The organism is Streptomyces camelliae (genome assembly GCF_027625935.1).
Lineage (GTDB): Bacteria > Actinomycetota > Actinomycetes > Streptomycetales > Streptomycetaceae > Streptomyces > Streptomyces camelliae.
In genome coordinates this window covers 3,563,762-3,584,537 of the sequence record NZ_CP115300.1, presented here as the reverse complement: position 1 = coordinate 3,584,537, position 20,776 = coordinate 3,563,762, and the positions used below count along the sequence as shown (strand labels likewise).

Genomic DNA, 20,776 nt, shown 5'->3' with positions numbered 1-20,776 from the left:
GTTGGCAGGGTGACCCAGCACAGGCGCCGCGTTTCGGCGCAGCAGGCGGTGCGGAAGCGGGCCGTGGTGGCCGCCGCGTTCGTCGGGACCGTCGCACTCGGCACGGGGGTCGGCGTGTGGGCCTCCTCCGGTGGCGGTGACGGAAAGAAGGCGGAGGGGGGCGCGGTCCCGTCGTCCTCCGGGCGGGCGGCCGGGACCGGCTCCGGTACGGCGGCCGCACCTTCCTCGGCGAGTCCCACGCCGAGCCGGTCCTATCCGCTGTCCCGGGCGCCCCGGACGATCCCCGCGGTGAGCGCCTTCACCCCGGCGCGCGGGCCCGGCTGGCAGCCGCGGAAGGCCGACCGGGTGGTGGTGAGCGACGCCGAGCTGGCCGACGAGGGGCGGCTGCTGGCCGGGGAGCTCGGGCTCACCTACGCGGGGGAGAAGGAGGACGTGCAGGCGGGGGACGTGCGGCTCGCGCTCGGCGGCGGGGGCGGGAACCAGGAGTCGTACAGCATGACCGTCCGCGAGGGGCGGGTCGACATCAGCGGGCCCGGCGAGGCCGGTGTCTTCTACGGCACCCGCACACTGAAGCAGGAGGTCCACGGCGGCGGTACGGCACCGGAGGGGGTCGTACGGGACGAACCGGCCAAACCGGTACGCGGGTTCATGCTGGACATCGCGCGCAAACCGTTCTCCGAGTCCTGGATCGAGGACCGGATACGGGAGCTGGGGGACCTGAAGTTCAACGAGCTGGGACTGCACTTCTCCGACGACCAGGCCTTCCGGATCGAGTCCAGCAGCCACCCCGAGATCGTGTCCGCGGACCACCTCACCAAGGCGCAGGTCAAGCGGATCGTGGAGCTGGCGGACAGCCGGCACATCACGGTCGTGCCCGAGATCGACTCGCCGGGGCATCTGGGGGCCGTGCTCGCCGCGCACCCGGATCTGCGGCTGCGCAACGTGAACGGCGTGCCGGCGAAGGGCGCGATCGACATCTCCAAGGACGCCTCCGCGAAGCTCGTCGACGATCTGCTGAACGAGTACGCGGGCCTGTTCACCGGCGACCAGTGGCACCTCGGCGGCGACGAGTACCAGGCGCTGACGGCCAAGGATCCGCAGGCCCTGTATCCGCAGCTCGCGGCCGCCGCGCGGCAGAAGTACGGCGCCTCCGGCACGGTCGCCGACCTCGCCACCGGCTGGCTGAACGACCGCGCCGGCACCGTCCGCGCCCACGGCAGGACCCTGCGGGCCTGGAACGACGGCTTCTACCGCGGGACGTCCGTGCAGGCCGCGGGGGACCTCCAGGTGGCGTACTGGACCGGCAAGGAGCTGGGCGCCCGGCCGCCGGTGGAGTATCTGAGCGCGGGCCGGAAGGTCCTCAACTACAACGACGAGTTCCTCTACTACGTCCTCGGCCAGCCGCAGACCTTCGTCTATCCGACCGGACAGCGGATCTACGAGCAGTGGGACCCGCGGGTGCTGCGCGGCACGGCCGCTGTACCGGCGCGGTACGACGGGCAGATCCTCGGCGGGTCGTTCGCGCTCTGGTGCGACTTCCCGAACGCCCAGAGCGAGGCGCAGGTCGCGGCGGGGATCCGGATGCCGCTGCGGGCCACGGTGCAGAAGCTGTGGGACCCGGGCAGGCCGTCGCTGTCCTGGGCGGACTTCCAGGCGCTGGCGAACCGGCTGGGCTGAGCGGAACCGGGCCGACGGAACCGGGCCGACCGCAACCGAGCCGAACGCAACCGGGTGGACGCGTGGCGCCGTTCGGCCGTATGTTCCGGTGTTCGCGCTGTGCGGCCAGGGGAGGCCGCGCGTCAGCCGCCATCACCGTCCGGGGGGACCTCTTCGTGACCTCACCCATGCCCGCACCGTCCGCACCGCCGCCCGCACCGCCGTTCGTGCCCGGTGCCGTGCTCCGCTCGCCCGTCGGGCTCGGCCGGGCCACCGCCGCTCTGCTGGGACTGGCCATCGCCGCGGACCTGTTCGCCTGCGCCGCGGATGTGCAGGAGATGAACGTCGCCGGTGACATCGCCGACGGCGCCAGGGGTGACGACGTCCTGCACCGGGTCCATCAGGTCGACGCTCTCTACACCGTCGCCGGCCACGCCCAGACGTGGACGCTGATAGCGACGGCCGTCGTCTACCTGTGCTGGCTGTGGCGGGTGCGGGTGAACGCCGAGGCGTTCGACCGGTCCGCGCACAGCATGCGGCGCGGCTGGGTGATCGGCGGCTGGTTCTGCCCGGTCGTCCACCTGTGGTTCCCGCGCCGGATCGTCCTGGAGACCTGGGATGCCAGCGTGCCATGGGGCGCGCGGACCGGGCACGGGTGGGTCAACGCCTGGTGGACGCTGTGGATCGTCGACCTCCTCACCGGCTACGTCGCGAACGTGACCATGGAGCACGCCCACACGGCGAGACTGCTGCGGAACGCCGTCGAGCAGATGCTGTTCTCCGACGCGGTCGGCGTCGCGGCCGGCGTTCTCGCCATCGTGGTGGTCGTCCGGCTGACCCGGATGCAGCACCGCAAGGCCCTCGCGGGTCAGGCGCTGGCCCAGGCCCCGGCTCCGGCCTTTGGCTGAAACCTTACTGCTGTGACACTCCCGCGCTGTCGCACGCAGTAAGGGGAAGTGCGGGCTCCGTAAAGGCGGCGCCCCGGCGAGGGAGGCTTCCATGAGCCTGGTGGAACGGATCGCGCAGGCCGACGAACGCGGACTGGCCGCCAGCGGGTTGGCTTGTTTGGATCGGTGCCTGCCGCTGCTCGGCGCCGACGACGAGCTGCTGCGCCCCCTGTGGGCGAGCCTCGCCGACGGCTCCGACTGGGGTCCGGGCCTGGCGCGGGCCCGGGACACCCTCGGCGCCGGGGAGTCCGAGGACGACGAGGCCGTGCGGCTGGCCCGCCGCATGCTGGACGCGGCCCCGGCCGAGCGCACCGCCGAAGCGGTACGGCCCTGGGCCGACGCCTGCTCGGTCGCCTCCCTGCGCATCCACCGGCTGCTCGACCCCGCGGCGGACGCCACCTCCGCCGTCGACGGGCTCGACGCCGGCCGCGCGGGCGCCACCGAGGAGCTGCCACCGCTGGTCGCCGCGGAGCTGCGCCGCCAGCGGGCCGTGCTGGACCTGGTCACCGAACACGGCAAGCACGGGCTGCGCGGCGCCCTGGAACTGTCGGTCGAGGGCCGCCGGGTGCTGCGCGCGGTGGTGTCGCGGCGGGCGCGCAGTGCCCTGTGAGTGCCTGGCTACGGCGATCCTGTGAGCGCTCTGCGGCGGACGTGGGGCGGTCCTGCGACGGTTGGCGAAACGTTCCCGAATCGCGTGACGGATGATCGCGCCGGGTCGCTCTTCCCTATGTGACAGCCCAGGACGTGACAGCACAGCAGGACACCCGGCCGCATGCCGCGGCGAAGCCGGTGCGGTGGGCCGCCGACACCGTGGCGATGGTGCGCGAGGGCGCCCGCGTCCGGCTCGACTACTCGGCGCAGAGCCTGTGGCGGGTGGACCGCATGATCGAGGACATCCGCCGCGAGGGCCCGCCGCACGGCGCCGTCCAGAATGCGCTGCGCGGTTTCGGCGCCTACGCCGGCGAGGTGATCGTCCGCGAGACCGGCGCCGAGTGGTGGGCGACCGGCGGCGAGTACTGGGTGCGCACCCCCGACGGCCGGATCTGGGACCCCATCGACGAGGCCCGCCGCGCCTACGGCGGCCACGGCTCGCTGCGCCTGCTGTGCCGCGACGCGGCCACCGCCCGCTGAGCCGCCCGCCGAGCCGTCAGTAGGGCGCCATCACCAGGTCGCCGATCACCCGCTGCCCCACCTGCGCGGCCGGCCAGGGGGCCCGCGCGGCCTCGACCTGTTTGACGTGGACGGAAGAGCGTGTGGTCCGGCGCGGGCTCCTCCAGATCGAGGTCGCGGGCGTTCAGGCGCAGCGTGACGAACGCGCCCCGGGTCCCGCAGGCGTCGAGGCCGGCCTCGGGTGCGGCCGGCCGGCCGGCGAAGTCCCAGCGCACCGCGGCCGGCTCCGTGCCCGTGACGTGCACGAGGGGCACGGCGAGGTCAGGGGGTTCGCCCAGCTCCGCAGCCTGACCGGCACGTGCTCCAGGGGGGCGGCCGCGTCCGGCAGCAGCTCAAGCCCCTTCCTGGCCGGCTGTGACACTTATGTGAGCCGTGACGCTGATGTCGCTGGGGGAGACGCGGAACGCGAGGACATCGGTACGGACGAGGACGGTTCTTGGGCCACGGAGGGGAACGCCGGCGCCTGCGGGCGTACGACGGTGAGCTGGGGGAGGCCGTCGCGCGGGCCCAGGAGGGCGACGAGGCCGCCTTCGCGGTCGCGTACCGGATCGTCCAGCCGGGACTGCTCGGCTATGTGCGCGGCATCGTCGGCGACGACGCCGAGGACGTGACCTCCGACGCCTGGCTGGAGATCGCCCGTGACCTGGGGCGGTTCACGGGCGACGGCGCGGGCTTCCGTGGCTGGACCGCCACCATCGCCCGGCACCGGGCGCTGGACCATCTGCGCAGACAGCGGGTACGCCCCCGGGCGACCGCGCTCGAACAGGACGTACTGGACCTGCCCGCACAGCACAGCACCCACGAGCAGGCGCTGGAGTCCCTGTCCACCGTGCGCGCCCTCGAACTGGTCCAGGGGCTGCCCCGCGACCAGGCGGAGGCGGTACTGCTGCGGGTCGTCGTCGGCCTGGACAGCCCGGCCGCCGCCCGCGTCCTCGGCAAGCGGCCCGGCGCCGTACGGACGGCCACACACCGGGGGCTGAAACGCCTCGCCCGCGAGTGGGGAGTAGAGAGCTAACGGCAACGGCCGGGGCCGCCACCCCCCACAGGAGAGGCCCCGGCCGTCGCGCGGACGGGCCGCGCACGGCCCGTACTCTCTTCAGCGCCGTGAGTGCGTTTTCTGTCACACCCCGGTCCCGTCCGGCCCGCATCCTGCGCACTTCCGGGCCCGGTCACGGGATGGTTGCATCGTCTACAGACCCGTCGACGGACATGGACGAGAACCGCTTTCACGCCGTAACGTGCCTTTCGCGCCGGACCGGGAAACAGGCGTAAGGGAGTGCGGTGCTGGGGGACGACGCGGAGCTGACCGCCGCGGTGCGTGCGGCACAGGACGGCGACGAGGCCGCATTTCGTACGGTGTACCGCGCCGTACAGCCACGGCTGCTCGGATACGTCCGCACCCTGGTCGGTGACCCGGATGCCGAGGACGTCGCCTCCGAGGCCTGGCTGCAGATCGCCCGTGACCTGGACCGGTTCACCGGGGACGCCGACCGGTTCCGCGGCTGGGCCGCCCGGATCGCCCGCAACCGCGCCCTGGACCACATACGGATGCGCGGCCGCCGCCCCGCCATAGGCGGCGACGAGACGGAACTGACCGGCCGGGCCGCCGAGTCCGACACGGCCGGCGAGGCCATGGAGGCCCTCGCCACCGACAGCACCCTCTCCCTCATCGCGCGGCTCCCGCAGGACCAGGCCGAGGCGGTCGTCCTGCGGGTGGTGGTCGGCCTCGACGCCAAGACCGCCGCCGAGACGCTCGGCAAACGCGCCGGTGCCGTACGCACCGCCGCGCACCGAGGTCTGAAGCGGCTCGCGGAGCTGCTCGGCGACGATCCGGAATCGGGCGGCGGCCTCGACGCGCTCCCGCCCCAGCGAGAACCGCGCCGTGGCGCGGTGTCGTCCGCAACTGTGACGCATACGCGAGCGCGGACGCAGAAGGACATGTGATGGCCGACGAGCAGGACAAGTGGCTGAACCGTGAGACGGCGGAACGTCTGCTGAACGGTGAGTCGCTGGAAGCCGTCGACGCCTCCGCCCGTGACCAGGCCGAACGCCTTGCCCAGGTGCTCGGCGCGCTGTCCGGGCAGGCGGCCCCGGCCACCGGTGAACTCCCCGGCGAACAGGCTGCCCTGGCCGCGTTCCGCAAGGCACGCGAGGCCGCCGAGGCCGAGCGGACCACCGCCGCCCTCGCCGAGGACGCCCGCGGCCGGCGCTCCGGCGCGGCCGCCCCGCCCGCCGACGCGGGCCTGATCCGCATCGGCGCCCCGGCCCGTACCGGAACCCCGGGCGGCCGGCCGCGCCGCCCCCGCTGGGCCCGCCCGGCCCGCCTGGCGCTCGCCGCCGCGCTGACCGTGGGCACGCTCGGCGGGGCCGCCATGGCTGTCGGCGGCGGGGTGCTGCACACGTTCCGGCCCGACCGGCCCGACCCCGCCGCCTCCGTCTCCGCCGACCGGACCTCCGGGACACCGCTCGCCTCCGCCTCGCCGTCGGCCCCCTCGGCTCCCGGTCCGGGCGTGCCGAGCGGCAGTCCCGGCGCACCTTCGGGCGATGCCTCCGGCACGGCCGTCGGCCCCGGCGGCAGCCCGGCCGGCAGCGGCAGTCCGAGCGCCGGGAGCAGCTCGGGGGCGCCGGGCGCCAGTTGGCAGGACATCGCGCGGGCCTGCCGGGATCTGCGTGACGGCAAGGCGCCGGACTCCGGCCGCATGCGCGCGCTGGCGAACCTGGCGGGCGGGTCCTCGCATGTGAGCCGCTACTGCAAGGTGATCCTGCCCGACCCCGGCTCGGCGGCCGGCGGCACCGGGGACGACCAGGGAAACGGCAGCGGCAGCGGCAGCGGCAAGGGTGCGGGCAACGGCCAGGGCGGTGACGACGACGGCCGGCCCGGCCGGTCCGGCCACGGTGGTGACGGCGGCAACGGCGGTAACGGCGCCGGGTCCGGCAAGGGTCACTCGCACCACCCCTGACCTGCGGTTTTATGGTCCGGAAAAAATCTTCGGCGCGGGGTGTGACGTTTTTGGCCCCCGTGACGCAGTACTGAGTGAGCCGACTGGTCATCGGCCGTCGCACTGAGCCGGGGTTCCCCCCGTACCCACGGCTCGTGCCTGGCGCGGGCGGGACACGTTCCCCCGGTCCCGCCCGCGCCCTATCTCTCTCAGCCGCCGGTGAACGGCGTCACCAGTGGACGACGACCTTGTCGCCCACCCGCACCTGCGCGAACAGCTGCTGGATCGCGGCCTCGTCGCGGACGTTGACGCAGCCGTGCGAGGCGCCCGCGTAGCCGCGCGCCGCGAAGTCGTACGAGTAGTGCACCGCCTGCCCGCCGCTGAAGAACATCGCGTACGGCATCGGCGAGTGGTAGAGCGTGGATGTCCAGGTCCGGGCCTTCCAGTACACGCGGAACACGCCCTCCCGGGTCGGGGTGTACAGCGCGCCGAACCGCACCGGCAGGGTGGACAGGGTCTGCCCGTCGACCATCCAGCGCAGCGTCCGCGTCGTCTTGTCGATGCACAGCACCCGCCCGGTCAGGCAGCGCGGGTCGGGTGCCCCGGCCGGCTGACCGCCCATCAGGTACAGCTCCCAGGTGCCCGGGGTGTGCGTCATCGCCACCAGCCGCTGCCAGGTGACGGTGTCGGTCCGCCCGGTCGGGGGCAGCCCGCGCTTGCCCTGAAATCCCGCCACGGCCTGCTCGGTCGGCCCGTCGTACGACCCCGTCGGCCCCTCGGACATCCAGTTCAGCTGGCGCAGCCGGGCCTGGAGTTCCCGCACGCCCGTCCCGATGTCGCCGCGCACCCACAGCACGGGGTCCGCCGGTACCACGGCCGGGGCCGACGTCCGGATCGGGGGCGGGACCGGGAGGCGGGCCGTCCAGGTCGGGACGGGCGCCCGGGGCGACGGCACCCGGACGTGCACCGGGCGGCCGGGCTTGGCGTCGGCACCCGGCGGCTGCACGGTGCACCCGGCCAGCGCGGCGAGGGCGGCGGAGGAGACGACTGCGGCGGCGAGCGGGCCCCTGATCCTCATGCCGGGGATGTTTCCCCGCGTGACCGCCGTCGAACTACGGGGCATGGTGAAAGGGGATAAATCGTACGAGACGTTCGGCGGAGGCATCCATGGTGCGTGAGTCGGAGTCGGGTCTGCCGATCGAGCCGGTCTACGGGCCGGCCGACCTGACCGGATGGGACCCGGAACTGCGGCTGGGTGAACCGGGCGCATACCCCTTCACCCGTGGGGTCTATCCGAGCATGTACACCGGCCGCCCCTGGACGATGCGCCAGTACGCCGGTTTCGGCACGGCCGCCGAGTCCAACGCCCGCTACCGTCAGCTGATCGCCCACGGCACCACGGGCCTGTCCGTCGCCTTCGACCTGCCCACCCAGATGGGCCACGACTCCGACGCGCCCCTCGCGCACGGCGAGGTCGGCAAGGTCGGTGTGGCGGTCGACTCGGTCGAGGACATGCGGGTGCTGTTCGACGGCATCCCGCTGGACCAGGTCTCCACGTCGATGACGATCAACGCCCCGGCGGCCCTGCTGCTCCTCCTGTACCAGCTGGTGGCGGAGGAACAGGGCGTGCCGGCGGACCGTCTGACGGGCACGATCCAGAACGACGTGCTGAAGGAGTACATCGCGCGCGGCACGTACATCTTCCCGCCGAAGCCCTCCCTCCGGCTGACCGCCGACATCTTCAAGTACTGCACGGCCGAGATCCCCAGGTGGAACACGATCTCGATCTCCGGCTACCACATGGCCGAGGCGGGCGCCTCGCCCGCGCAGGAGATCGCGTTCACACTCGCCGACGGCATCGAGTACGTCCGTACGGCGGTGGCGGCGGGCATGGACGTGGACGACTTCGCACCCCGGCTGTCCTTCTTCTTCGTGGCCCGTACGACGCTGCTGGAGGAGATCGCCAAGTTCCGTGCCGCCCGCCGGATCTGGGCCCGGGTGATGAGGGAGGAGTTCGGCGCCCGGAACCCCAAGTCGCTGATGCTGCGCTTCCACACCCAGACGGCCGGGGTGCAGCTGACGGCCCAGCAGCCGGAGGTGAACCTGGTCCGGGTCGCCGTCCAGGCCCTCGGCGCGGTCCTCGGCGGGACCCAGTCGCTGCACACCAACTCCTTCGACGAGGCCATCGCCCTGCCGACGGACAAGTCGGCCCGGCTGGCGCTGCGCACGCAGCAGGTGCTCGCGCACGAGACGGACGTGACCGCGACGGTCGACCCGTTCGCGGGGTCGTACGCCATGGAGCGGATGACGGACGACGTCGAGGAGGCGGCCGTCGGTCTCATGCGGCGGGTCGAGGAGCTCGGCGGAGCGGTCGCGGCGATCGAGCGGGGCTTCCAGAAGGCCGAGATCGAACGCAACGCGTACCGCATCGCCCAGGAGACCGACTCCGGTGAACGGGTCGTCGTGGGCGTCAACCGGTTCCGGCTGGACGAGGAGGAGCCGTACCAGCCGCTGCGGGTGGACCCGGCGATCGAGGCACGGCAGGCGGAGCGGCTGAAGCGGCTGCGCGCGGAGCGGGGCCGGGGAGCTGTGGAGGCGTCGCTGGCCGCGCTGAAGAAGGCGGCCGAGGGCGAGGACAACGTGCTGTACCCGATGCGGGAGGCCCTGCGGGCCCGGGCCACGGTAGGAGAGGTGTGCAACGCGCTGCGGGAGGTGTGGGGGAGCTACGAGCCGAGCGACGTCTTCTGAGCGGTGGCCGGGCAGGGGGCATTGTCAGACCCTCATGCGAGACTCGTTCCCATGTTCGGTGTCATCGATCTGCCCACCTACCTGGCAGGCCTCGCCCTGATCGTGCTGCTGCCCGGTCCCAACTCGCTGTACGTGCTGTCCGTCGCCGCCCGGCGCGGGGTGCGGGCCGGGTACACGGCCGCCGCAGGGGTGTTCTGCGGGGACACCGTGCTGATGACGCTGTCCGCCGCCGGCGTCGCCTCCCTGCTGAAGGCCAACGCGGTGCTGTTCGGGATCGTGAAGTACGCAGGCGCCGGTTATCTGACCTGGCTGGCGGTCGGGATGCTGCGGTCCGCCTGGCAGCTGTGGCGGACGCGGCGGGAGCAGGCCGTGGAGGACTCCGCGCCCGCCGCCGTCACCGAGGAGCGGCCCTTCCGGCGGGCCCTGGTGGTCAGCCTCTTCAACCCCAAGGCGATCCTGTTCTTCGTCGCCTTCTTCGTGCAGTTCGTCGATCCGGGCTACGCCTACCCGGCCCTCTCCTTCGCCATCCTGGGCGCCTTCGGCCAGCTGGCCAGCTTCCTGTACCTCAGCACGCTGATATTCGGCGGCACCCGGCTCGCTGCCGCCTTCCGGCGCCGGAAGAGACTGTCCGCCACGGCCACTTCGGCGGCGGGGGCACTGTTCCTCGGCTTCGCCGTGAAGCTGTCGCTGGCCAGTTCGTAGGCCAGGGGCGCGGTACGGGGTCGGCTGACCCACATCAGCCGACCCACATCAACTGACGGGCATCCGCACCGGCTTGAGCGCTCGCTTCAGCCGAGGCCCGAACGGCTTCTCCACGAACCGGTGGATCAGCCACGCCAGCCCCAGCATGCTCAGCACGGTCAGTCCGAGCGTCGGCCAGGGCGCGAGGCCCAGGCCCCGGTGCAGCACCCGGATGACGAACCAGCCCAGGTGCTCGTGGACCAGGTAGAACGGGTACGTCAGCGCGCCGGCCGTGACCAGCCAGCGCCAGGAGGCCCAGCGGGTCCAGCCGAGGGCCACGGCGGCGACGGCCGCGAAGGCGACGGTGACGATCAGGATGACGACGTACGGGTCCCGGTGCGGGTGGTGACCCCAGAGGCCGACGGTGGCCTCCCGCTGTGCGAGCAGCCAGGACATCGCGACGATGCCCCAGGAGAGCAGGTCGCTGCCGAAGCGGTGGATCAGGTACAGCGCCAGACCGCCGATGAAGAAGGGGGCGTACTCCGGCATGATCACCTGGTGCAGCAGCGCGTTGTCCGTGCTGTGGCACAGGACGGCCGCCAGCGTCCAGACGCAGGCGAACAGCACCACCCGGCGGTAGGTCACCCCGCGCCGGACGACGAGCAGGGCGAACAGCACGTAGAAACGCAGCTCCACCCAGAGGGTCCAGCACACGCCGAGGACCCGCTTCGCGCCCATCGGCTGCTGGAGCATCGTCAGGTTGACCAGGAACTCGTCCAGCCGGACCGCGTGGACCACGTAGGGCATGGCCAGGGACGCCCCCGTGACCAGGACCAGGGCCACCCAGTACGCGGGGTACAGGCGCGCGACCCGGGAGCGGAAGAAGTCGCCCAGGGTGCGGCCCCAGCTGCTCATGCAGATCACGAAGCCGCTGATGACGAAGAAGAGCTCGACGCCGAAGTTGCCGTAGACGGCGGCCTTGGACAGGGTCGGGAAGAGGTGGGACGGGCTGCCGTGCCAGGACGCGGAGACGGTGCCCCCGCGCCCGGCGTAGTGGTACAGGCAGACCATCAGCGCGGCCACGAGCCGCAGCCCGTCCAGCGCGAGCAGCCGGTTCTGGCCGCCCTTGGCGGCGGGGCCGGGCTCCTGCCGCGGTATCAGCGGACCGCGCGGACCGGGGGTGGCGGCGAGGTCGAGGCCGGGGGGTGACGCTGCCATGGAGGTCGTGTCCTTCCTTGGAACGGTCTTCGGTCTTCACGGTTCTGCCGCCGAAGGCTCCCGGCCGCGCATACGGCCTGCCTGTCCGCAGCCCGGTCAGCCGCGGGCGGTGCCCCGGCGCAGGCTGCGGGCCTTGCGCGCCACCCGGCGGACCGTGGCGTTGCGCGGGATGAACGCCAGCTGCGCGGGCACTCCGCCCGGCAGCGCCAGCGAGGTCAGCCGCCGGCGCTTGAAGTAGCGCAGGGTGCGCGGGTTCTGGTGCCGGGCCAGATAGCTCTCGGCCTCCGGGCGCAGCCCCGGCAGAACCTTCGGCTGCATCGCGAAGCCCACCGCGCGCACCAGCGCGCCGAGCGCCTCGACGTCCATGCCCCGGCGCTGCTCCCGCACGGCCGCCTGGTCGCTCAGCTCGGGCAGCAGCGCGTCGACGATGGTGACCGGGATCCGGTTGCTGTTCTCGTACGGCGCGAGCTGCTCCAGCAGCAGCTCGGTGCCGACCCGGGCGACGGGCAGGCCGTAGAGCGCGGAGGCGGTGAGCAGGGCGGTGGAGAAGCAGCCGACGACCAGCGCGGGACGCGTCCGCTGGTACAGCACCTCGGCCAGCACCGGGGTGTCGAGCACGGTCAGCTCGACCTTCAGCTTCTCCGCCTCCTGCTCCAGGGAGCGGGTGAAGCTCGCCGGTGCGGACGGGTGCGGCTTGAACACCACCGTGGTGTGACCGAGCGCGGCCGCGCCCCTCAGCATCCGTACGTGCAGGTTCTCCTCCTGCTCGACGGTGAGGATCTCCAGCGCCGACAGGTACTGGCCGAGCAGCAGCGCCGGTTCCTCGATCTCGGGCAACCCGTCGTCCACGGGCGCGAGTTCCGCGAGCACCTTGGTGAAGGCGGCCGTCGGCACGATCTCGCCGGGCACCCCGAACTCGGTGAGCAGCAGCGGGGTGAGGCCCGGCACCAGGTCCAGGTGCAGCACCCGGTCCACCCGCGTGCCGACCAGCGGGTCGATCTTGTTACGGGTGGGGCCGTAGCTCATCAGGCCGTCCGCGTAGACCGTCACCGGGGCGCCGTTGAAGATCTGCCCGAGCGCCAGGGCGGGGTTGACCTGGATCGACTCGACGATCAGCTCCACGTCTTCGTCGCCCAGTTGCCACTCGTGGCGCAGGAAGCGTTCCCACAGCGGCATGTCGTCCACGCGGGGTGCCCAGCCGCCCGGGTGGAACGGGTGGATGGTCTCGTTGTACGAGATCACCTCGTCGAAGCGGTCGCGCAGCTGCTCGAAGCCGGGTGCCTGGTCCAGGCCGGGCGTCGTCTCCGGGGTGGTCGAGTTGTTGCAGACCAGCAGGATCCGCCGGTCGGCCGGGCGGAAACAGCCGGAGTCCAGGGCGGCGGCGAGCGTGGCCGTGCCGTACAGCGTCGACGCCTGGAAGATCTGGGTGGTCACGCGGCGGCTCCCGCGGGGGCCGGACGGCGGCGCAGCCGGCGCAGCTTGGAGGCGCGCTGGATGTCCATGGAGTCCAGCGCCTCCTCCAGCACGTCCTGCGGCATGCGCCGCAGCGCCGCGGCACTCATGGATTTCAGTTTTCTCGCCACCGCGGGCTCGAACCTTTCGATGGATCCCAGATGATGGGAAATGATGGCGCAATACGTACGGACGGCCTTCGGCAGCAGTTCGTCCGCCCGCGGATCCTCGGCGGTTTCCGCGACGACCTGGTCGAACGCGCGAATGAAATCCAGCTGCCGTACGTCGCCGATCTGGGTGAGCGACGAGGCGACCCCGCGCCGGTAGAACACACCGAGCAGACTGACCGCGGCGAAGGATTCCGCCTGCCGGTGCAGCTTCCAGATCCACGGCCGGTCCTCGGCGGTGCGCAGCCCGTCGGTGAAGTGCAGCAGCCCCTTGTCCACCAGCCGGCGGTGGTAGACGCCGGCCCACGCGTACGCGTAGTCCACGGAGGTCGAGCGGTCGGCGGGCAGGATCGCCTCGCGCGGATCCAGCACCACGTTCCGCCGGCCGACCGGCACCCGGTGCACCTGGCGCGAGCGCCCGGTGCACTGCACATGGTCGGTGCGGATGAAGTCGCAGCCCAACTCCTCTATGGCGGTGACCAGTTGGTGGAAGTAGCCAGGGGCGAGCCAGTCGTCGCCGTCCAGGAAGGTCAGGTACTCGCCGCGCGCCCGGTCGATCCCGGTGTTGCGCGCGGTCGCCAGCCCTCCGTTCTTCTCGTGCCGGACGTGGACCGCCCCGGGCAGCTCGCGCTCCGCGCGCGCGAGAATCTCTGGTGTCCCGTCGCGGGAGCAGTCGTCGACGAGAATGAATTCGAAGTCCTCACGCGCGTTCGCCCTCAGGCTCCTGAGCGTGTCGGGCGCGTATTGCTGCACGTTGTAGAACGGCACGATGACGGAGAGCTTGACCACGTCAGGGACGTTAGGGGGAAGCCCGTCATTCGTCTTGACGCCTTTCTTGATACCGGGTGAACGACACGTGGCGAAGCTGTGAACCAGGCTTATTTCCGGCGCGTTGACGGCCCGATTCCCCATTCGGCGGTGCGCTGTTAACCGTTTGTTGCATTCGGGTTGGGCCGATCAACGGAATCGCTTCCTAGCGTCTTCGGCGTGCCAGCCAGTGCTACGAAGCCCCTGCGGGTCGCCGTCCTCGCCGATTCCGACACCCGGTGGAAATGGGGCGCCCTCACCGCGCAGCGCCTCGCCCCCGCCGACGCCGGGATCCGCCTCGACGGCTACCTCCTGCGGGGGCGCGCCACCCCGACGGCCCGCCAGCTGCGCGAGGTCGGCGTGCGGGCGGACTCCCTGCGCGAGGTCACCGGCGTCGAATTCCTGCGCACCATGGGGGAGGAGTCGTACGACCTCCTCGTCCTCGCGCTGGTCGGCGGCGGTGTCCAGGCGATGCTGCACGGGCTGCGCCACGCCTGGGGCTCGGGCCGGCGCCCGGTCGTCGTCACCGGCTATGTCGGCGTCGTCTACGAGAAGCTCGCCGACGGCCTGCTGCTGCGGCACGGCGCCGACCTCGTCCTCGCCAACTCCCGGCACGACGCGGACCGGTTCCGGGCCGTGTACGAGGGCGTGGGCGCGGACGCCTCCGCGGTCACCGAGGTCGCGCTGCCCTTCCTCGGCGGGGCGCCGTACACCGGTGAGCACGAGCCGTACACCGTGGTGTTCGCGGCCCAGCCGTCCGTCCCGGACAGCCGCAAGGACCGTACGTACCTGCTCGACCGCCTGATCGAGCACGCCCGTAAGCACCCCGAGCGCGAGGTGCTGCTGAAGCTGCGCTCCAAGCCGGGTGAACACACCACCCACATCGAGGAGTTGCCGTACCAGAAGCTGGTCCAGGGCAAGGACGTGCCTGCCAACTTCCGCCTGGTGTACGGCCACATGGGCGAGGTGCTCGACCGCACCGACCTGCTGGTCACGGTCAGCTCCACGGCCGCCCTGGAGGCGCTGCACCGCCGTGTCCCCACGGTCGTCCTGACCGACCTGGGCGTGCGCGAGGTGCTCGGCAACCACCACTTCACCGGCTCCGGCTGCCTCGCCTCCTGGGACCAGCTCGACGCCGGTCACCGGCCGGTGCCGGACGAGGAGTGGGTGTCCCGGCAGGGTGTTGCGGCCGACGGCTCGTACGGCACGGCCTTCGACACCGCCCGGGAGCGCATCGCCGAGCTGCTTCAGCGGCCCGGCGGACTGCCCCCGCTGAACCCCTACTACACCCCCGAGACGGCGCCCGGATACCTGCCCGGCATCCTCGCCCGCCACCACCTCGGCCCCGACGGCGCCCCGCTGCCCGGCGCGCCCGCCGCCGACAAGGAACCCGGACCGGTCCGCCAGATCGTGCGCCGCGCCGCCCGCGGCGCCTACCGCCACGGCGTGCAGCGCGTGGCCCCGGTGATCCGGCGGATGGGGGAGCTGTGACCTTCCAAGGAGACCTCATGTCCAACCTCTCGGCGGCCCAAGGCGTCGCACTGCGCCGGGTGCTCGCGGTGATCCCCGCGCGCGGCGGCTCCAAGGGCGTGCCCGCGAAGAACCTGGCCCCCGTCGGCGGGGTCCCGCTGGTGGCGCGCGCGGTGCGCGAGTGCCGGGCGACCCGGCTGGTGACCGACGTCGTCGTCTCCACCGACGACCAGGCCATCGCCGCCGCCGCCCGGCAGGCCGGCGCCGAGGTCGTGCTGCGGCCCGCCGCCATCGCCGGGGACACGGCGACCTCCGAGGCCGCGGTCCTGCACGCCATGGACGCCCACGAGACCCTGCACGGCGCTCAGGTCGATGTAGTCCTGCTCGTGCAGTGCACCAGCCCCTTCCTCACCCGCGAGGACATCGACGGAGTGGCCGGCGCGGTCGTGGAGAACGGCGCGGACACGGCGGTCACCGTGGCCCCCTTCCACGGCTTCCTCTGGCGCAGCGGCGAGGACACCCCCGGCGCGCCCGACGGCGGCTTCGGCGTCAACCACGACAAGTCCTACCGCCCCCGCCGCCAGGACCGCCCCCAGGACCTGCTGGAGACCGGCGCCGCCTACGCGATGGACGCGGTCGGCTTCCGCAAGCACCAGCACCGCTTCTTCGGCCACACCGAGCTGGTCCGCACCGACCCGGCCCGGGTGCTGGAGATCGACGACCCGCACGACCTGGCGCGGGCGCGGGCCCTGGCCCCCTTGTTCGACGCGGACCGCCCCGGTTCGCTCCCGACCGCCGACGACATCGACGCGGTCGTACTCGACTTCGACGGCACCCAGACCGACGACCGGGTGCTGATCGACTCCGAAGGACGGGAGTTCGTCTCCGTGCACCGCGGCGACGGACTCGGCATCGCGGCCCTGCGCAAGAGCGGCCTGAAGATGCTGATCCTGTCCACGGAACAGAACCCGGTGGTCGCCGCCCGCGCCCGGAAGCTGAAGCTCCCGGTGCTGCACGGCATCGACCGCAAGGACCTCGCGCTGAAGCAGTGGTGCGAGGAGCAGGGCATCGCGCCGGAGCGCGTGCTCTACGTCGGCAACGACGTCAACGACCTCCCGTGCTTCGCCCTCGTCGGCTGGCCCGTGGCGGTCGCGAGCGCCCACGACGTCGTACGCGGCGCCGCACGCGCGGTCACCACTCTCCCCGGCGGTGACGGCGCGATCCGAGAGATCGCCAGCTGGATCCTCGGCCCCTCTCTCGATTCCCTCCCCAAGTAAGGACATCCCCCTGATGAGCACCAACTCCCGTCTGCGTACGTTCGGTTCGCGCGAGGTCGGCCCCGGCCGTCCCGTCTACATCTGCGGCGAGATCGGCATCAACCACAACGGTGAGCTGGAGAACGCCTTCAAGCTGATCGACGTGGCCGCCGCGGCCGGCTGCGACGCCGTGAAGTTCCAGAAGCGCACCCCGGAGATCTGCACCCCGCGCGACCAGTGGGACATCGAGCGCGACACCCCCTGGGGCCGGATGACCTACATCGACTACCGCCACCGCGTGGAGTTCGGCGAGGACGAGTACCGCCAGATCGACGAGTACTGCAAGGAGAAGGGGATCGCCTGGTTCGCCTCCCCGTGGGACACCGAGGCCGTCGCCTTCCTGGAGAAGTTCGACGTGCCCGCCCACAAGGTGGCGAGCGCCTCCCTGACGGACGACGAGCTCCTGCGCGCCCTGCGCGCCACGGGCCGGGCCGTCATTCTGTCGACCGGCATGTCGACCCCGAAGCAGATCCGCCACGCCGTCGAGGTCCTCGGCTCCGACAACATCCTGATGTGCCACGCCACCTCGACGTACCCGGCGAAGGCCGACGAGCTGAACCTCCGCGTGATCAACACGCTGGAGAAGGAGTACCCGAACGTCCCGATCGGCTACTCCGGCCACGAGACGGGCCTGCAGACCACGCTGGCAGCGGTCGCCCTGGGCGCCACCTTCGTGGAGCGTCACATCACCCTGGACCGCGCGATGTGGGGCTCCGACCAGGCCGCGTCGGTGGAGCCGCAGGGCCTGGAGCGCCTGGTCCGCGACATCCGGGTGATCGAGGCGTCCCTGGGCGACGGCGTGAAGAAGGTCTACGACTCCGAGCTCGCCCCGATGAAGAAGCTGCGCCGCGTCGCCGGTGTGGTGGCCGAGGCGGAGATCGCGGCGGCGGCCGGCGAGCCGGTCACGGTCTGAGCACTGGCCTCTTGATTCCCTTACGACGGGACGGTCGTACGCCGATGAGCCCCCGCGCCGGCCAGGCCGGCCACCCTCCCCGCACGCTCGCCTTCGTGGAGAGCCCGGTCCAGCTGCTGAACGTACTGGAGTGGGCGCACCTGCACGGACTGCACGGTGCGAGCCCGGACCCGCTGCCGTCCGTGCCCGCGCAGGTACGGCGGACGGTGGCCGTGGGCGGCCCCCCGCCGGCCGACGCGGAGCTCACGGTGGTCGTCCTGGCGCCGACCGACCCCATGACCCGGGGCCAGCTGCGCCGCATGGCGGACCTGGCCCGGGACGAGGGACACCGGGTGCGCTGGGAGGAGGCGCGGGGCGGCACGACGGCGCCCTTCGCGACGATCGGCGGCCTGGCGGGCTCGTTGAGAAGGGCCGACCGGGTCGTGATGGGGGACCCGTTCTCGCGTTACGTCCAGCTCCTGCTGACGATCACCAGGGCACGTGAGCTGGTCGTGGTGGACGACGGGACGGCGACGATGGAGTTCGTGGCCCAGCTGGCGCGCGGCGAACGCCTGGTCCGCTGGCACCGCAAGGGCGGCCGCCCGGGGGCAAGGGATGTGCTGTTCGCCCCGGTCTCGTCCTCGGCACGGCGGCGGCTGACGCCGAGCGCGAGCCGCCGGGTGGAGGTCTTCTCGTCCATGCCGGTGACGGAGACCCCGGAGGGCGTGACGGTCACCGCGAACGACTTCGCCTGGACCCGCCGCCGCTTCGGCCCGCCGCGCATCACCAAGGGCGCGGACATGGTGGGTACGTCGCTGGTGGAGACGGGAGTGGTGGACGGCGACCACTACCTGGAAGCGGTCCGCACCCTGTCCAAGACCCACGGCGCGACGCGCTACTTCGCGCACCGCAGGGAGAGCACGGACAAACTCCACCGGCTGGCGGCGGAGACCGGCCTGGAGATCGTCCGCCCGGACCTCCCCCTGGAACTGATCGCCCGCCGCGGCCCCATCGGCCGTACGATCCTCAGCTTCCCGTCGACGGTCGTCCACACCCTCCCGCTGGCGCTCGTGGGCACGGGGGTGCGGGTGGCGGTCTGCGACATCGACCCGACGTGGCTGACGGAGACCGCGTCCCCCCGCGCGCAGGGCTTCCTGTCAGGGGTCACGGGGACGGCACGGGGGGTGCACCGGCTGGAGGCGGTGGCGGTGGGGCTGGCCTAGGTTTCCCGGCCGCGCGGCGGGTCCGCCCGCAGCAGCCGGCCCTCACCGCAGGCGAACTCCGCGCCGTGGAACGAGGCACCGGTCCGCACGTGCCGGAACCCGAACTCCCGGTGCAGGTCGAGCGAGGGGCGATTGTCGGCGGCGATGAAGCACCAGACCGCCGAGTCCCGCTCCCGGACCCAGTCCATGCGCCGCCGGGTCAGCAGCCCGCCGATGCCACGGCGCCGCCAGGCGGGATCGACGGTGACGCCGGTCAGGTAGTACCCGGCCGGGGCGTGGTCGACGGGATGCTCGGGAAGGAACTCCGTGTTCGCGTACCCGACGGTCTCACCGTCCACCTTCGCCGTGACCACGAGACTGTGTTCGCGAGAGCACGCCCGATGAATGCGGTCCGCCCACTCGGCAGCCGCACCCCCGCGCGCGCGGGCCTGCAAGGCGGCGAGTACCGGCACATCCGCCAGGGTCGCCTCCGCCACCACGGCCGACACCGGGGCATGCCGCTCGGCCGGTTGCGGTATGTAGGCGGCGTTCCGCAGATCCATCCTCGTCATGCTGCCCCTCAGGCGGGTTCCTCGTCGTTGTCCTGCGCCGCCGCCAAGATCTCCGTCTCGTACACGTCGACCACCTCTTCCACGGTGCTGCCGGTGAACCTGGCGATGTCGGCGATCATCGCGACCGTCCAGTTCGCCAGCGACAGCGCGAAGGCCAGCAGCTGGTCCTCACCGAGGCCGCGCTTGACCCCCAGGATGTAGGCCAGGTTCAGATACGGCACGAGGTCGGGATCCGAGACGTGCGCCGCGTTCTTCCGCACCATCTCGATCGTGGTCCGCGTCGCCTCCGCGCGCAGCGGCAGCAGCCGGTCCCGCTCGGCATGGACCTCCATGAGCATCTTCCGGCGCTGTTCCTTGTCCACGCTGTCCCTCCCGGATGTCGTCCCCGTCCCGTCCAATGTGGCCGATCCGACGGGGCGTCACATCCGGTTTCATCCAACAGTGGGACGTGTTGGGTCCTTCAGGGCGCGGAGGAAGGGGGCGAAGGCTTCGGCGGGGAAGGTGAGGGTGCCGAGGGTGGGGTTCTTGGAGTCGCGGATCGCTGTGTGAGTGGGGGCGGTGGCGATTTCGACGCAGTTGCTGCCGTCGCCGCCGCCGGAGTAGGACGACTTGCGCCAGTTGTCGAGAGGGGTCATGGTGTGCCTCACAGTTCCTTGGCGAGTTTGTGAATGAAGTCCCGTGAGCGGGTGGGACTGAGCGACGCCGCCTCTACTTTATGGAAAAGTGATCGCACGACCTCCAGCCGAGCTTCGGAATCGATGAGGCGGTTGCCGTTAGGGGTGTCATGGGCTGCTGTATCCAGCCTGGGTACGGCACCTCCCGCGATCATCATCGGGGTCCAGGCCCCGCCGAAACCGTCCAGCTCGAAGGTGATCACGCGCACCGTGATGTGATCCGCCTCGGACAGCTCCAGAACGTGCGCGAGTTGGGCTCGTGACGTCGCCCGGTCTCTGACCTTGATACGAAGTGCCGCCTCGTGGACGACCGCCTCGTACGGCATGGGGTCGGGCCTGTCGAGGATGACCTTGCGTTGCATCCGGTGCCGTACCCGTAGCTCTAGTTCCTCTTCAGGGAGGTCGGGAACCCTGGAGGAGAACGCCGCCCGGGTGTAGTCCTCCGTCTGCAACAGGCCCGGGATGAACAGGAACTCCACGTCACGCCGGTACGTCGCGTGGTGCTCCAACTCGGCGAGGTCGAGGAAAGGAGTCGGCAGAAGCTCCCGGTACTCCTCCCACCAGCCTCGTGTGCGGTCCTTCGCCATGGCCACCAGAGCGTCGATCAACTCCTGGTCTGTACATGAGTAGTTGGAGGCGAGACGGCGCAATCGCTTCTCGCTCACACCGGAGAGGCCGGTCTCGATCTGGCTGATCTGCGGAGCGCTCACCCCGAGCAGCTCCGCCGCCTCCCGTGACGAGAGGCCCGCTGCATCGCGAAGCCTGCGCAGTTCAGTTGCCAGTCGCATCTGACGTGCCGTCGGCTCGGACCTCAGTGCCATGGGCTGCCCCCTCAACGTGCCGGTGAACTCGACTCGTTCGAGCG

At 71.9% G+C, this 20,776-nt stretch carries 21 protein-coding genes; 13 read left to right on the top strand and 8 right to left on the bottom strand.

Annotated elements, in window-relative coordinates; all coding sequences use genetic code 11:
* The first annotated feature begins 9 nt into the window (after positions 1-9).
* The 7 genes from O1G22_RS16190 to O1G22_RS16160 all read left to right on the top strand — a co-directional run bounded on the left by O1G22_RS16190 (position 10) and on the right by O1G22_RS16160 (position 6,733).
* Positions 10-1,677, top strand: a complete 1,668-nt coding sequence (locus tag O1G22_RS16190; protein WP_270082011.1) for a beta-N-acetylhexosaminidase — start codon at positions 10-12, stop codon at positions 1,675-1,677.
* A gap of 155 nt (positions 1,678-1,832) precedes the next feature.
* Complete coding sequence (locus tag O1G22_RS16185; protein WP_270082010.1) at positions 1,833-2,564, top strand: DUF4328 domain-containing protein; 732 nt, start codon at positions 1,833-1,835, stop codon at positions 2,562-2,564.
* Between the two features lie 91 nt (positions 2,565-2,655).
* Positions 2,656-3,213, top strand: a complete 558-nt coding sequence (locus O1G22_RS16180) for a hypothetical protein (protein WP_270082009.1) — start codon at positions 2,656-2,658, stop codon at positions 3,211-3,213.
* Positions 3,214-3,347: 134 nt separating this feature from the next.
* A complete protein-coding gene (locus O1G22_RS16175) occupies positions 3,348-3,734 on the top strand; it encodes a hypothetical protein (RefSeq protein ID WP_270082008.1) in 387 nt (128 codons plus the stop codon).
* A 475-nt stretch (positions 3,735-4,209) separates the two neighbouring features.
* Positions 4,210-4,788 (top strand): RNA polymerase sigma factor, encoded by a 579-nt coding sequence (locus tag O1G22_RS16170; RefSeq protein ID WP_270082007.1) that lies wholly within the window; start codon positions 4,210-4,212, stop codon positions 4,786-4,788.
* A 266-nt stretch (positions 4,789-5,054) separates the two neighbouring features.
* The gene (locus O1G22_RS16165) at positions 5,055-5,717 is read left to right on the top strand and encodes an RNA polymerase sigma factor (RefSeq protein ID WP_270082006.1); all 663 of its coding nucleotides are present in this window, start codon (positions 5,055-5,057) and stop codon (positions 5,715-5,717) included.
* Positions 5,717-6,733 carry a hypothetical protein gene (locus tag O1G22_RS16160; protein ID WP_270082005.1) on the top strand — a complete coding sequence of 339 codons (1,017 nt, stop codon included), beginning with the start codon at positions 5,717-5,719 and terminating at the stop codon, positions 6,731-6,733. Before O1G22_RS16165 ends, O1G22_RS16160 begins: the two co-directional genes overlap by 1 nt.
* A 208-nt stretch (positions 6,734-6,941) precedes the next feature.
* On the opposite strand, the gene O1G22_RS16155 is transcribed toward O1G22_RS16160, so the two are convergent.
* A complete protein-coding gene (locus tag O1G22_RS16155) occupies positions 6,942-7,790 on the bottom strand; it encodes a L,D-transpeptidase family protein (protein ID WP_270082004.1) in 849 nt (282 codons plus the stop codon).
* An 89-nt stretch (positions 7,791-7,879) separates the two neighbouring features.
* On the opposite strand from O1G22_RS16155, the gene O1G22_RS16150 reads away from it, so the two are divergent.
* The gene (locus O1G22_RS16150) at positions 7,880-9,460 is read left to right on the top strand and encodes an acyl-CoA mutase large subunit family protein (protein ID WP_270082003.1); all 1,581 of its coding nucleotides are present in this window, start codon (positions 7,880-7,882) and stop codon (positions 9,458-9,460) included.
* A 51-nt stretch (positions 9,461-9,511) separates the two neighbouring features.
* Positions 9,512-10,162 (top strand): leucine efflux protein LeuE, encoded by a 651-nt coding sequence (gene leuE, locus O1G22_RS16145; RefSeq protein WP_270082002.1) that lies wholly within the window; start codon positions 9,512-9,514, stop codon positions 10,160-10,162.
* Between the two features lie 48 nt (positions 10,163-10,210).
* Here the strand turns inward: leuE and O1G22_RS16140 are convergent, their stop codons facing one another.
* The 3 genes from O1G22_RS16140 to O1G22_RS16130 form a co-directional block, all read right to left on the bottom strand.
* Entirely contained in the window at positions 10,211-11,359 is a 1,149-nt protein-coding gene (locus O1G22_RS16140; protein ID WP_270082001.1) for an acyltransferase family protein, read from the bottom strand.
* Between the two features lie 96 nt (positions 11,360-11,455).
* On the bottom strand, positions 11,456-12,793 hold the full coding sequence (locus O1G22_RS16135; RefSeq protein ID WP_270082000.1) for an alpha-2,8-polysialyltransferase family protein: 1,338 nt from the start codon (positions 12,791-12,793) through the stop codon (positions 11,456-11,458).
* On the bottom strand, positions 12,790-13,767 hold the full coding sequence (locus tag O1G22_RS16130) for a glycosyltransferase family 2 protein (RefSeq protein ID WP_270081999.1): 978 nt from the start codon (positions 13,765-13,767) through the stop codon (positions 12,790-12,792). The genes O1G22_RS16135 and O1G22_RS16130 overlap by 4 nt, the downstream gene beginning before the upstream one ends.
* Positions 13,768-13,965: 198 nt before the next feature.
* On the opposite strand from O1G22_RS16130, the gene O1G22_RS16125 reads away from it, so the two are divergent.
* Genes O1G22_RS16125 through O1G22_RS16110 form a run of 4 tightly spaced genes read left to right on the top strand, consistent with a single transcriptional unit; the run spans position 13,966 to position 18,686 of the window.
* Positions 13,966-15,276 carry a DUF6716 putative glycosyltransferase gene (locus tag O1G22_RS16125; RefSeq protein ID WP_270081998.1) on the top strand — a complete coding sequence of 437 codons (1,311 nt, stop codon included), beginning with the start codon at positions 13,966-13,968 and terminating at the stop codon, positions 15,274-15,276.
* 17 nt (positions 15,277-15,293) lie between these two features.
* Complete coding sequence (locus O1G22_RS16120) at positions 15,294-16,532, top strand: N-acylneuraminate cytidylyltransferase (protein ID WP_270081997.1); 1,239 nt, start codon at positions 15,294-15,296, stop codon at positions 16,530-16,532.
* 13 nt (positions 16,533-16,545) lie between these two features.
* The gene (locus tag O1G22_RS16115) at positions 16,546-17,484 is read left to right on the top strand and encodes an N-acetylneuraminate synthase family protein (RefSeq protein WP_270081996.1); all 939 of its coding nucleotides are present in this window, start codon (positions 16,546-16,548) and stop codon (positions 17,482-17,484) included.
* Positions 17,485-17,528: 44 nt separating this feature from the next.
* Positions 17,529-18,686 (top strand): hypothetical protein, encoded by a 1,158-nt coding sequence (locus O1G22_RS16110; RefSeq protein WP_270081995.1) that lies wholly within the window; start codon positions 17,529-17,531, stop codon positions 18,684-18,686.
* Here O1G22_RS16110 and O1G22_RS16105 read toward each other — a convergent pair.
* The 4 genes from O1G22_RS16105 to O1G22_RS16090 form a co-directional block, all read right to left on the bottom strand.
* The gene (locus O1G22_RS16105) at positions 18,683-19,228 is read right to left on the bottom strand and encodes a GNAT family N-acetyltransferase (protein ID WP_270081994.1); all 546 of its coding nucleotides are present in this window, start codon (positions 19,226-19,228) and stop codon (positions 18,683-18,685) included. The genes O1G22_RS16110 and O1G22_RS16105 overlap by 4 nt on opposite strands.
* 17 nt (positions 19,229-19,245) lie before the next feature.
* Positions 19,246-19,599: a hypothetical protein gene (locus O1G22_RS16100; protein WP_270081993.1), complete on the bottom strand. Its 354-nt coding sequence runs from the start codon at positions 19,597-19,599 to the stop codon at positions 19,246-19,248.
* Positions 19,600-19,668: 69 nt separating this feature from the next.
* On the bottom strand, positions 19,669-19,872 hold the full coding sequence (locus tag O1G22_RS16095; RefSeq protein WP_270081992.1) for a DUF397 domain-containing protein: 204 nt from the start codon (positions 19,870-19,872) through the stop codon (positions 19,669-19,671).
* Between the two features lie 8 nt (positions 19,873-19,880).
* Positions 19,881-20,732, bottom strand: coding sequence for a helix-turn-helix domain-containing protein (locus O1G22_RS16090; RefSeq protein ID WP_270086436.1), 852 nt, complete (start codon positions 20,730-20,732; stop codon positions 19,881-19,883).
* Positions 20,733-20,776 lie beyond the last annotated feature (44 nt).

Bases quoted from the DNA above. Each gene is read 5' to 3' on its own strand.
- O1G22_RS16180 (WP_270082009.1), top strand. From the start codon at position 2,656: ATGAGCCTGGTGGAACGGATCGCGCAGGCCGACGAACGCGGACTGGCC.
- O1G22_RS16160 (WP_270082005.1), top strand. From the start codon at position 5,717: ATGGCCGACGAGCAGGACAAGTGGCTGAACCGTGAGACGGCGGAACGT.
- O1G22_RS16155 (WP_270082004.1), bottom strand. From the start codon at position 7,790: ATGAGGATCAGGGGCCCGCTCGCCGCCGCAGTCGTCTCCTCCGCCGCC.
- O1G22_RS16150 (WP_270082003.1), top strand. From the start codon at position 7,880: ATGGTGCGTGAGTCGGAGTCGGGTCTGCCGATCGAGCCGGTCTACGGG.
- leuE (WP_270082002.1), top strand. From the start codon at position 9,512: ATGTTCGGTGTCATCGATCTGCCCACCTACCTGGCAGGCCTCGCCCTG.
- O1G22_RS16140 (WP_270082001.1), bottom strand. From the start codon at position 11,359: ATGGCAGCGTCACCCCCCGGCCTCGACCTCGCCGCCACCCCCGGTCCG.
- O1G22_RS16120 (WP_270081997.1), top strand. From the start codon at position 15,294: ATGTCCAACCTCTCGGCGGCCCAAGGCGTCGCACTGCGCCGGGTGCTC.
- O1G22_RS16115 (WP_270081996.1), top strand. From the start codon at position 16,546: ATGAGCACCAACTCCCGTCTGCGTACGTTCGGTTCGCGCGAGGTCGGC.
- O1G22_RS16110 (WP_270081995.1), top strand. From the start codon at position 17,529: ATGAGCCCCCGCGCCGGCCAGGCCGGCCACCCTCCCCGCACGCTCGCC.
- O1G22_RS16105 (WP_270081994.1), bottom strand. From the start codon at position 19,228: ATGGATCTGCGGAACGCCGCCTACATACCGCAACCGGCCGAGCGGCAT.
- O1G22_RS16095 (WP_270081992.1), bottom strand. From the start codon at position 19,872: ATGACCCCTCTCGACAACTGGCGCAAGTCGTCCTACTCCGGCGGCGGC.
- O1G22_RS16090 (WP_270086436.1), bottom strand. From the start codon at position 20,732: ATGGCACTGAGGTCCGAGCCGACGGCACGTCAGATGCGACTGGCAACT.